We start from the raw sequence: 11,938 nt of genomic DNA, 5'->3' as shown, positions 1-11,938 counted from the left end.
AAACTGTTAAATCTACTGATCTTGTGCCGAAAGCTTTGCCCGGATGAACTCTGAATGGTCAACATATATTAATTCGGCTACCTGACGTATGACGGCTTCTTCCTGCGGGTCGATAACCTTATCGGCATAGGCGACCTGCCACATTGCCTCGATTAACTGATATCGCTGTTCAGGCATCAAGGTGCGCAGTTTTGTGGTGAACTCGTACAGTGAAACGGATTGGCTGCTTTGCTGTCGCGCTTTATCGAGTAAGGAATTTGCGTGGCGTTCATCAATATCTAATAGATTTACCAGTAGGTGAGCTTTGGCGGACTCTTCCCGGGGATCGATTTCATAGTCTGCATTTGCAACTTCACATAACAGTGAAGCCATCGCGAGATTCATTGCGGGTGTATCTACAGCTCCTCCATCTGTCCCCTCATGCATAACCTGGCGGAATAGTGTACGTAATTGTGTGAACATGCGGTGCCTCTTGCTAATACAATATTATTACTCATATCTATGGCTGAACGTTCAATAAATCAAGATAGGGTTTATTGATTAATATATTTACTGAGACCTCGGAAAGTGCAGACTTGTTCCGTAAAAGTCGTTTCAACGAGAGAGTTAAATATTTAAAGCCTAATACTTAAACCGCTGGCGGAATTCTCTTGGTGTCAATGAACTCCATTTCTTAAACCGGGTACTAAAGTTGGCTGGGTTCGGATAACCACTTAACTCGCAAATATGCTGGATTGGCCATTCAGTTGAACTGAGTAAACGGGCTGCATACTCCATTCGCAAACGAGTGAGGTGAGACATAGGTCCATGGCCATAGTATTGCTGACATAAACGATGAAAGTGAGCTTCTGAGCAAGGGTGAAGCGCAGCTAACTCCGAGACTTGCCAGTTGCGATGAAACTGTTCCTGTGCTCGCGCAAAGACTTTTTCTAGCCGCTGAAGTGACGTAGGGCTAGACGTTGGCAGGCGATGCGACACGAGCAACCTGATTTGCTCGACTAGGTTTTCCCCCAGTTCGTGTCCGACAGGGTAAGGCAGTGACATCGATTGATGAAGGCAGTCGATTGATTTTCTCAGTAAGTCGGCACAACGGGTGTCACTGTAGGTAATATCATGCGGTAGAGTGTTTTCCCATATCCCTCCGGATGCGAGCATCACCCAGGCTACATCCCAGCTTTCTGTATTGTTATCGTCAAGTTCGATACCAAATCCGTTTTCATGGCCGGGAGGGACATATATCACGCTGTTGGGGATGAGCTGCCATTTCCGTGATGGCGTATCTAACCATCCTTTGCCACAGCAAGTAAAAAGCAACATATGCATATTCGGGTTACGACGGTAAATAGTGAAACTGTCACGGGCGTAATTTATTCCGCACTGGACTATCTGGTGCTTTTCCAGGGCGACGAGCTGTGCCTGATCAACGATGGTCGAGCGGCATTGATCAGAAATTTCAAAATACTCAGGCCATCCCATGACGGTATATTCCCCCCTTCAAAAATTTTGATAGCTTTGCAAAAGTTTACAAGAGGCTAGCATAAGTTGTTTTTTGTCTTTGAGCGTATGATCTCTATTACATTAGAAAAATAATAAAAGGAGGCAAATATGCACAACTGGCGAACTTCTGCTGACAAAGACTTCTGGCAAAAACCTGGCGCTTGGCGATTCCGGTTTCAATGCAATCTATGCTATTTGCCATCCTGGGTTTGGTGGATGTCATGATGGTGTCCAAACTGGGCGAGGCACAGGTGGCCGCCGTTGGTGTGGGTAACCGGATCTTCTTTTTTAACCTGCTGTTGATCGTTGGTGTGAGCGGGGCGGTTGGCGTGCTGGCTGCACAGTTTTTTGGTGCAGGAAAAATGGATGGAGTTAGACGCACATTGCTGCAATCGTGGGTATGCGCCATTGTATTTACGGTACCATTTGCACTGTTGTATCGTTTTTCTCCGGCAGAGCTGGTGAGCTTTGTGACTGATGATCCGGTGTTCGTTGAGCATGCAACTAGCTATTTGTTCGTGTGTGGTTGGAGTATCATATTTACTGCGATTGTCGTGCCGCTGGAATCGGCGTTGCGGGCAGTAGGCGAAGCTAAAATGCCAACTGTCGTTGGTTTGATTGCCGTGCTGGTTAATGCGGCCTTAAATGCACTTTTGATATTTGGCTTATACGGTTTTCCTGAAATGGGAGTCGCGGGCGCAGCTCTGGGTACGACGATTTCTCGCGGCATACAAACAGTGATTTTACTTGTTGTCACTTGTTGGAAGTACAATGCTATTTTGCCAAAGGTTTCTGATGTTGATGCCGCAGTGGCCCCAAGAGCGCGAAGAAAGTATCTGTCGGTTGCCTTACCTATGATCATTCATGATGGCGGTTGGGCGATGGGTTTATTGGTATATAACTATATTATCGGTCAGCTTGGTGTCTCTGAACTGGCAATTATCAGTTTGTTATCGCCGATTGAAGGAGTGCTGATTTCGGGGTTTATCGGATTTGCTGTTGCAGCCTCAACCATTCTTGGCCATGAACTGGGCGCAGAGAATTACCAGCGAGCCTGGCATCAGTCTTGGTTGTTCGTTGGCTTGAGTGCCTCAATGGCATTATTCGTCGGGATCACCGTGTTAATGTTCCATGATGGTGTCGGTAGTTTGTTGGCGAAAATGGATACTCCGAATTTAGAGATGGCAATCAACGTTACATTGATAATGGCTCTCGGGCTGTTTCTTAAAGTGTATAACATGGTAGGAATCGGCGGCGTGTTACGTAGCGGTGGCGATATTCGCTACAGTATTTTCATTGATTTGTTTGCACAGTGGGCCGTTGGTATTCCGATTGCAGTGATTACCGGCCTGGTACTTGGCTGGCCACTACACTGGGTAATGCTGGCGATATTAAGCGAGGAACTGGTAAAGGTGCTGTTGACAACGCATAGAATCAGAGGACGCCACTGGTTAACTAACTTAGTGAATGATGAGCCGATGCCTGAAAATGATGAGTGCATTGTTTCAGCCTAGGGGTTACTTGTGCACCAGCTTAGTGAAAATAGCAAAGGGAACCTAGGCTAAGGTTCCCTTTATTAAAGCTGCAGCCAGCCTCGTATGGGTTAACTATCTAAACAACTACTTATCCAGATTGGTATGATTTCGTTTTGCACTGGTTAGAAACGAGCATTGATAAGCGGGAAAACAGGAATATCTTTGCTAAGAAAAGTACCAGATTTGTCGTAGTTGATTAGGCCGATTTGTACGCCTTTCTCAATGCGATCGGTCGCATTAATGAAGCCAAACTGTAGGCCATTAAGGCGACCGGTATAGTTGAATGCGCCCAATTGCAAGCCAGTAAACTGGCCTGCATTGTAGTTAGCAAAGCCAAGGTCGGCTCCCTTTACATTACCATCATTCCAGTTAGCTAGGCCAAGTTTCACGCCTGTAGAACTACCTGTCACACGGCTAATGCCAAAGAGAAAACCGACACTGAGGCCTGAAAAATTTTGAGTTTCGGATATGCCAAGAATAGGAATATCAAGGCCGGTAACTTGTGAAGTCTTTCCGTGAAGAATTGTTACACGAACACCTTTTACGTTCCCTGGCGGAAAGTTGGCGTCAGGAACAGAAAGCTGAATTGCTTGTTCAGCAAAAGCTGGGGCAGATATGGCGACTGTCAATAATAGAGCGGATACGGTTGTTTTCATGAAGGATGGCTCATAGGTATAGTTATTAGTTTGGATTGTAAATTGTATGCAAGGTATACCAATGTAACAACAATTTGAAGCCAACGTCGTATTCTGTCTGATTGGCTATTGTGCATGTTCAGTGTCTTAGGAAGAAAACCATTTTGATGACTATCGATGAGTTTATCCCGCCGTAACGGATCGATTTGTGGTAGGATCCCGCCAGTTTTTTTTAATACCAAGCTGAAATATCAGGAATTCCTTTGACTCAGTCGAATACCTCTCAGTCAGACGTTTTGAATAGTGAGAAAACGTTAAAAGCCGCGATTAAAGATTGCATGATCCGCGATCGTTTTCGTCTGCACAAGCGCGTGCAAGGTGCGGCAAGAATCAAAAACGAGCAAGCCAAGCATGCTGTTTTCGATGAAATAGCATTGGATATTGCAAAATCAATGCAAACCGTTGAATTGCGTAAAACCCAACGCCCAAAAATCACTTATCCGGAACAGCTCCCGGTCAGTCAGAAAAAAGACGACATTGCCGAGGCTATCAAGAACAATCAGGTTGTAATTGTGGCGGGTGAAACCGGCTCGGGTAAAACCACTCAGCTGCCAAAAATCTGTATGGAGCTAGGACTGGGCACAAAAGGGATGATCGGCCATACTCAGCCGCGTCGCCTTGCTGCCCGTACTGTTGCCAACCGCATCGCCGAAGAGCTGCAGTGTGAGCTTGGCTCGTATGTCGGCTATAAAGTTCGATTTAACGACAAGGTGTCGGAGCGCAGCCAGGTCAAATTGATGACCGACGGCATCTTGCTGGCGGAAATCCAAAATGACCGTTATCTGAACCAGTACGATACCATTATTATCGATGAAGCCCACGAGCGAAGCCTGAATATCGACTTTATTCTCGGCTACCTGCGTGAGCTACTGCCCAAGCGTCCTGATCTCAAAGTCATCATTACCTCGGCAACTATTGACCCGGAACGTTTTTCAAAGCATTTCAAGAATGCGCCGATTGTTGAAGTATCAGGTCGCACCTATCCGGTAGAAGTGCGTTACCGTCCGGTATCGGAAGATGGTGATGATAGCGACCGTGATCAGCTACAGGCTATTTTCGATGCTGTCGACGAGCTGTGTGACGAAGGGTTAGGCGACATCCTTATCTTCATGAACGGTGAGCGTGAGATCCGTGATACGACTGATGCTCTGCAAAAACGTAACTTGCGTGATACCGAGGTATTGCCGTTGTATGCCCGTCTGTCGGCTGGAGAACAGAATCGGATTTTCCAGTCACACAGTGGACGCCGTATCATATTGTCTACCAACGTAGCCGAAACGTCTCTGACCGTACCGGGGATCAAATACGTTATTGATCCGGGTACTGCTCGTATCAGCCGTTACAGTTACCGAACCAAAGTACAGCGTCTGCCCATTGAAGCAGTATCGCAAGCGAGTGCGAATCAGCGTAAGGGACGTTGTGGCCGTGTTCAGGAAGGGATCTGTATTCGCCTTTACTCGGAAGAAGACTTCCTTTCTCGTCCTGAGTTTACTGATCCTGAGATCCTGCGAACCAATCTTGCTTCGGTTATTTTGCAGATGACAGCCATCGGGCTGGGTGATATTCAGGCATTCCCGTTTGTCGAAGCGCCAGATAACCGCAACATTCAAGATGGTATCCGCCTGCTTGAAGAGCTGGGGGCAATTAATCCAAAGGCCACCGATCCGCGCAAGCGCTTGTCTGTTATCGGTCGCCAGCTGGCACGTTTGCCGCTTGACCCTCGTTTGGCCCGCATGGTGCTTGAAGCGCCGAAGCAGGGTGCATTGCGTGAAGTGATGATTATTGCCTGTGCGCTGTCGATTCAGGACCCACGTGAGCGTCCGATGGAGAAGAAGCAGGCATCGGATGAAAAACATCGTCGTTTTTACGACAAAGAATCTGATTTCATCACCTTCGTTAACCTGTGGGACTATGTTCAGGAGCAGCAAAAAGCGCTTTCTGGGAACCAGTTCCGCAGACAGTGCAAGAAAGATTACCTTAATTACCTGCGTATTCGCGAGTGGCAAGATATTTACTATCAGGTTACTCAGGTTGTTAGAGATCTCGATTTGCGTATCAATGATCAGGAAGCCAGTTATGCGGGTGTTCATACGGCACTGCTATCCGGAATGCTCTCGCACATTGGTTTGAAAGATCAGGAAAAAAATGAATACCAAGGCGCTCGTAATGCCCGTTTTAATATTTTCCCGGGCTCCGGTATTTTCAAGAAGCAGCCTAAATGGGTGATGGTTGCAGAACTGGTTGAAACCTCCAAGCTATGGGGGCGCGTTGCCGCTAAAATTCAGCCCGAGTGGATTGAGCCTTTGGCCGGACACTTGATAAAGCGTAGCTATAGCGAGCCACATTGGGAGAAAAAGCAGGCGGCAGTGTCTGCTTTTGAGAAAGTGACCCTGTATGGCATCCCTGTTGTTGCTAAGCGTAAAGTGAATTATGGTGCGATTGATGCGCAGCTTTCGCGTGATATTTTCATTCGTTCCGCCCTTGTTGAGGGTGATTGGGAAACCAAGCATAAGTTCTATCACCAAAACCGTAAGTTGTTGCGGGAAATTGAAGAGCTTGAACATAAATCACGTCGTCGTGATATTCTGATTGACGATGATGCGCTGTTTGAATTTTATGATCAGCGTATTGACCTCACCGTGGTTTCAGGACGTCACTTTGATAGCTGGTGGAAGAAAGCGAGCCGCGAAAACAAAGATCTGCTGAACTTTGAACGTGAAATGTTGTTCAAGGGAGACGCCAGTCATGTTACCGATTTGGATTATCCAAACTTCTGGCATCAGGAAAACCTGAAGCTCAAGCTTAGTTATCAGTTTGAGCCGGGCGATGATAGTGACGGTGTCACTGTGCATGTTCCGTTGCCAATTCTTAATCAGGTAGAGCCTGATGGATTTGACTGGCAGATCCCAGGCCTGCGACACGAGCTAATTGTTGCACTGATCAAATCACTACCCAAACCAGTTCGTCGTAACTTTGTTCCGGCACCGAACTATGCGGATGCATTCTTAGCTAGGGCAGAAGCAATGGCAATGCCATTGTTGGATTCACTGGAAAAAGAGCTGAAGCGTATTTCCGGTGTTACCGTTTTGCGTGAAGACTGGAATCTGGAGCAAGTTTCTGATCACTTAAAGATAACTTATCGTGTAGTCGACCACCGCAATCGTAAGTTGAAAGAAAGCAAAGACCTATACAGCCTGAAAGATGGATTGAAGGAGAAAGTACAGGAGACGTTGTCTCAGGTCGCCGACGATGACATTGAGCAGGAAGGCCTGAAGACATGGAGCTTTGGTAAGTTGCCAGAGCGTTATCAACAAAAGCGTGGTGGCTTTGAAGTGAAAGCCTATCCGGCGATTGTTGATAACAAGGATTCTGTTGGCATTAAGCTGTTTGAAACAGAAGAAGAGCAGCAGACAGCAATGCAGCAAGGTCAGCGTCGTTTGGTATTGTTGAATGTACCGTCGCCAATTAAGTATCTGCATGCGAATTTACCGAATAAGTCTAAGTTGGGTTTGTATTTCAACCCATATGGTCGAGTGCTGGATCTGATTGATGACTGTATTGCCTGCGGTATTGATAAGCTGATCGAAGAGAAGGGCGGTTTGGTATGGGAGCCTGAATCGTTTGAAGCGTTGAAAGAGCATATTCGTGGTGAGCTGGGCGATACGGTAGTAGAGATTGCCAAACAAGTCGAAGCTATCTTGACCACGGCATTTACTATTAGCAAACGCTTGAAAGGTCGTGTTGATTTAACAATGGCTTTTGCTTTGTCAGACATTAAAGCACAGATTGACGGCTTGATATTCAAAGGCTTCGCAACAGAATGTGGCTGGAAGCGACTGCCTGATATTTTGCGTTACATGAAGGCGATTGAACGTCGAATGGAGAAGTTGCCAATTGATCCAAATAAAGATCGAGTGCACATTCTTAAGGTTGAATCAGTAGTCTCAGACTATAAAGAGCTATTGAATAAGATCCCGAAAGGGCAGCCAGTACCGCAGAAAGTGAAAGACATTCGCTGGATGATTGAAGAGTTGCGCGTAAGTTATTTTGCGCAACAGCTTGGTACACCTTATCCAGTTTCGGATAAGCGGGTAAGAAATGCGATTGCAGAATGCTGATTAATTAAACTCATCATTGAAAAAAACGGAGCTCAGGCTCCGTTTTTTGTATCGGGATAGAGCCGAAAGAGGAGAGTGTTAATATAAGACTTAATATGTGGTTGGTATTTTGGCTGTTATTTCTTTGAAGCTTTTTGTTATATTTAGCTGTTTAATTATTTTTATATTAGCGCTTATATATTGCTATAAGGAATATTGGAAAATATTTGTGCTTTCTGTGCCATAGTTTTAATTAAAGTATTTTGTATGCGACAGTGGCGTATGCTAGGTTCCTCCCTTACAAATATTATGGTTATAGAAATTAACTTCTGTATTTAAGTTATTTACAAATTCTTCTATGTGGTCAATAGCTTGGCTAGGGTAGTGACGTTATCAAATTTGATAGTTTCTCTATTCGGTGATTGAAGAGGAAAATGTAGTAAAGGGATTCCTATGCAGTTTTCGAGTATTAAGCAACAGATCATGTTGTTTGGCGGAGCTAGTTTGCTCGCGGTAACTATAGCAATGCTTGGTTACAGTTATTATAACGGTGATAAACTCATGCAAGAGTTGGATGAGTTAGTATTACATGATGCTGAAACGGGCTTAAAAGAACAACTAAGTTTGTCAGCTCAAGTAGAAGCTGGAAAAATCAATGTTGTTTTCAATCAGGCAATGGAAGTTGCAACCAGTTATTCCTCAGCTTTCAGTGGCGAAGATCCAAATATATCGCGTCATAGTGTTACTCAATTACTAGAGAATACTATCAAGAACACGCCAAATATTATTGGTATTTACAGTGGTTGGGAAGTCAATGGATTTGACGGTCAAGCAAGCCGTTATAAGGGAACGGAACTAGCCCAGTCAAATGGTGAATTTAGTCCATACTTTAACCGCTCTCCTTCTGGCGAAGTAGATGTGGAAGCAACATTTCCTTTTTATTCAACTCGCCTGACCAATACTGGGATCCGTGAGTCTGAATGGTATTTATGCCCAATGGAAACGAAGCAGGCTTGTGTGATAGATCCTGCAAGTTATGAGATTCAGGGCGTATCAACTTTGATGAGCTCATTTGTTGCGCCTGTTTTGCGTGACGGCAAGTTCGCAGGAATGTTCGGTGTCGATTATTCGCTTGATTTCCTACAGTCGTTGGCGTCAAGTGCCAGTCAAAATTTGATATCAGGTCACTCGCGGGTGATTATTTTAAGTGCGCTAGGGATTGTCGGTGCGGACAGTGCCGAGCCTGGTAATATCGGCAAGATGCTATCAGATACTTCTTTGCAAGCGTTGATCACGGATCGTCGCCTTGGTGAAACGGTAACGTCTGGTAGTAACTTGATTGCTGCCGAGAGCTTTGAGACCGTAGGCACTAATACGGAATGGGAAGTGATTGTTGTTGCGCCTCAGGAGATAGCTTTAGCGAATGCCCAAGCTATTGTTGATACCGTTGTTGGACATTTCTCAAGTAATCTGACTGGGCAAATGGTCGTCGGTTTTATCTCGGCTTTGCTTGGCTTAGTGATGATGTGGTTTGTATCGCTATCAATCGCTTCTCCAATTAGCGTGTTGGTTGCACGTGTTAAGGCGTTGACTCAGTCTGGTGGTGACTTAACACAACATATCGATATTGTTCGCAAAGATGAAACGGGTCAGTTGGCTAGCCACTTGAATACCTTCATTTCCGATGTACGAGGCATTGTGACGGATGTGGCCGGTTCCGTTGGTTCGCTCTCGCAGAGTGTAGTGGCGACAGCAGAGGCAGCGACGCAGAGCCAAGCGCAGATAATGGCTCAGAGTTTGGAGATTGAGCAAGTTGTCGCAGCAACCAATGAGATGTCATCGACGGCTCATAGTGTCTCAGACAATGCACAGGAAACGGCTGATGCGGTGTCTCTAACCCAACAATCGGTCGCTCAAGGGCAGGATGTTGTTGGAGAAAATGCGGAAGGCTTGCGTGAACTTGCGAAGAATGTTGTTGAGGCAACGCAAGTGATTGAAGAGTTAGAAGTTCAAACCAATAACATTGGTAGTATTTTGGAGGTGATCCGAAATATCTCCGAGCAAACAAATCTGCTTGCATTGAATGCTGCGATTGAAGCTGCCCGTGCTGGTGCGCAAGGCCGAGGTTTTGCCGTAGTGGCTGATGAAGTGCGCAATTTAGCAACCAAAACGGCAGACTCTACAGATGAAATTCAGCAAATGATTAATGGTCTGCGGACAAGCAGTAAGCAAGCCGTTGATACGATGAAGATAAATCGGGGGTTGAGTGATAAGTGCATGTCTCATGCAGAAGAGGCTGTGAAAGCTCTTGAAGAAGTGAGCGTACAAAGTGGCAAGATCCAGGATATGGCACATCAGATTGCGAGTGCTGCCGAAGAACAAGCTGCTGTTACCGAGGAAGTAAACCGTAGCATTGTCGCTATTAATGAAGCGGCAGAAAATATCGGGAGAGGTTCGCAGATGGCGCAGGAAGAGAGTAACCGAGTTGCTGGTTACACGAATGATGTCAGTGACAAAATCAATTTCTTCCGGTATTAGAATCATGTTGATCAGTTAAGGATCTTAAGTGATCGTTAAGTGGCATTAGGAGCGGCCTCGAATTATTGTTTGAGGCCGCTCGGCGAAAGTGTGTCAGTAGTTTATTGATTTTTCTTGGATATAAAAACGGAGCCATGAGGCTCCGTTTTCAATATTGTTACAGCTACATATTGTTATTGCTGCGAATTAACGCTCCCAGTATGCCTCTTCCAGGCAGTCTTCACGTTCTGGTAGCCCGCGGGATAGTCGCGGAGCATGTTGAGTTAGAACTTCGTAACTGACTCGGTTAGAGTACTGGCAAATCTGAGAGAATGATGAATACGTCAAGAATTGACCAGTATGCTTGCCTGAGTTCGGTACATTCTCTTTGTGGTAACGGTTTGCAGACATATCGTGCAGAAGAGCAGACAATGCAGCATCACCAGCACCGTTGGTATTTTTGATCTCAACCGGTCCGCCAAGGTATGGCGCAATGTGAGAATAGACTCGAATAGGGTTCTCGCAAGCTGATTTTACCATCGGACGGCTAAACTCAAACTTGTTAAAATCGGCGATACGGCCCGGCAGTAACGGCAGCGTCGATTCACGCTTTAGTGTTTCGTCGGTATATCCGGCCATGTACAAGCCAACAGGACCTGCGGTACAAAGTACCATATCAACCCACTCAAGAGCTTTGTCAGCAGCAATCAGAGGGTCTTTTTCACCGGTCAGGGCTTCGGCTTCTTCTTCATTCATCGCAACACAGGTTACGTGTTCTTTTAGAAACTCGATCCACCATTCCTGCAAACCTTCTATAACGTATTTGGTACCCAAGGTCAGAACAACCGGCACGTTGTATTTCTTGGCGTGCTCGATAGCTTTTAGCGCCGATTCTTTCATTGGTGCGCCAGGCTTGCCGCGCACAAGGTACGATGAAAGCACTAACGCGGAAGCGTTTTCAAACGCGCATTCAGGGATGTTTTCCGGGTTAAGCTGGTTCATTTCACCTTCATTGATAGCAAACGTACGTTCGCCGTCTTCGGTGATTAGGGTATAGCAACGACCGATAGGACCATCAACAGGTTGCAAATAATCAAGATCCATCCGGCATGATGTGTTGCACAGGTAACGGTAAGCATAAGAACCGATTTTTAAATCTTGACTCATCACACCTAGCAGGATCGACTTATCGTCAGCCAGTACGGAGTAGTTGTGCAGAGTGTTACCGATGGTATCGCCTGGGTATTCATGGCTGATCAGATTGCGCTCTTTTAGCTCCTGGTAAAGCAGTTCTGCTTTATCTTCGTCAAGAACCAATGAGTGGCCTTTACTTAGAGAGTGACGCTGCAGAAAGTCATCGTCAATACGCGCTTCAATATCAACAATGGTTTGACCGACACCAACTAAGTGGGTTCGAGATAGCGGATTTTCTTGCTGAATTTGAGCAACTAATGGATCGCGGGCATTAACTGGAAAGTAATGCTTTGATTTACGCTGACCAGGGAATTTCATGTGTGAAGGCTATCGGTTTTAGGGGATTTTGTTTCATTCTATCACAAAAATGCGATTTACATCCCACTTCATTACAGGTTGATGA

General features: G+C 45.8%; 6 protein-coding genes and 1 pseudogene. 3 read left to right on the top strand and 4 right to left on the bottom strand.

Features of this window, described 5'->3' with window-relative positions; genetic code table 11:
- Nucleotides 1-12 precede the first annotated feature (12 nt).
- Both EDI28_RS04940 and EDI28_RS04935 read right to left on the bottom strand, forming a co-directional pair.
- A complete protein-coding gene (locus tag EDI28_RS04940) occupies nucleotides 13-462 on the bottom strand; it encodes a tellurite resistance TerB family protein (RefSeq protein WP_128782694.1) in 450 nt (149 codons plus the stop codon).
- Nucleotides 463-621: 159 nt separating this feature from the next.
- Entirely contained in the window at nucleotides 622-1,476 is an 855-nt protein-coding gene (locus EDI28_RS04935; protein ID WP_128782693.1) for a helix-turn-helix transcriptional regulator, read from the bottom strand.
- A 129-nt stretch (nucleotides 1,477-1,605) separates the two neighbouring features.
- Between EDI28_RS04935 and EDI28_RS04930 the strand changes: the two are divergent.
- Nucleotides 1,606-3,011, top strand: a pseudogene (locus EDI28_RS04930) (MATE family efflux transporter).
- Between the two features lie 143 nt (nucleotides 3,012-3,154).
- Here the strand turns inward: EDI28_RS04930 and EDI28_RS04925 are convergent.
- Nucleotides 3,155-3,688: an LA_2272 family surface repeat-containing protein gene (locus tag EDI28_RS04925; protein WP_128782691.1), complete on the bottom strand. Its 534-nt coding sequence runs from the start codon at nucleotides 3,686-3,688 to the stop codon at nucleotides 3,155-3,157.
- Between the two features lie 275 nt (nucleotides 3,689-3,963).
- Here EDI28_RS04925 and hrpA point away from each other — a divergent pair, with 275 nt between their 5' ends.
- Entirely contained in the window at nucleotides 3,964-7,845 is a 3,882-nt protein-coding gene (gene hrpA, locus EDI28_RS04920) for an ATP-dependent RNA helicase HrpA (RefSeq protein WP_438942782.1), read from the top strand.
- Nucleotides 7,846-8,277: 432 nt separating this feature from the next.
- On the top strand, nucleotides 8,278-10,362 hold the full coding sequence (locus tag EDI28_RS04915; protein ID WP_128782689.1) for a methyl-accepting chemotaxis protein: 2,085 nt from the start codon (nucleotides 8,278-8,280) through the stop codon (nucleotides 10,360-10,362).
- A 186-nt stretch (nucleotides 10,363-10,548) separates the two neighbouring features.
- Here the strand turns inward: EDI28_RS04915 and EDI28_RS04910 are convergent, their stop codons facing one another.
- Nucleotides 10,549-11,853, bottom strand: a complete 1,305-nt coding sequence (locus EDI28_RS04910) for an inosine/guanosine kinase (RefSeq protein WP_128782688.1) — start codon at nucleotides 11,851-11,853, stop codon at nucleotides 10,549-10,551.
- Nucleotides 11,854-11,938 lie beyond the last annotated feature (85 nt).

Source organism: Photobacterium chitinilyticum, from assembly GCF_004104355.1.
GTDB lineage: Bacteria > Pseudomonadota > Gammaproteobacteria > Enterobacterales > Vibrionaceae > Photobacterium > Photobacterium chitinilyticum.
This window is presented reverse-complemented; position numbering and strand designations above follow the sequence as displayed.

Excerpts from the sequence above, each read along its gene's own strand:
- EDI28_RS04935 (WP_128782693.1), bottom strand. The coding sequence starts at position 1,476 with ATGGGATGGCCTGAGTATTTTGAAATTTCTGATCAATGCCGCTCGACC.
- EDI28_RS04940 (WP_128782694.1), bottom strand. The coding sequence starts at position 462 with ATGTTCACACAATTACGTACACTATTCCGCCAGGTTATGCATGAGGGG.
- EDI28_RS04925 (WP_128782691.1), bottom strand. The coding sequence starts at position 3,688 with ATGAAAACAACCGTATCCGCTCTATTATTGACAGTCGCCATATCTGCC.
- EDI28_RS04915 (WP_128782689.1), top strand. The coding sequence starts at position 8,278 with ATGCAGTTTTCGAGTATTAAGCAACAGATCATGTTGTTTGGCGGAGCT.
- EDI28_RS04910 (WP_128782688.1), bottom strand. The coding sequence starts at position 11,853 with ATGAAATTCCCTGGTCAGCGTAAATCAAAGCATTACTTTCCAGTTAAT.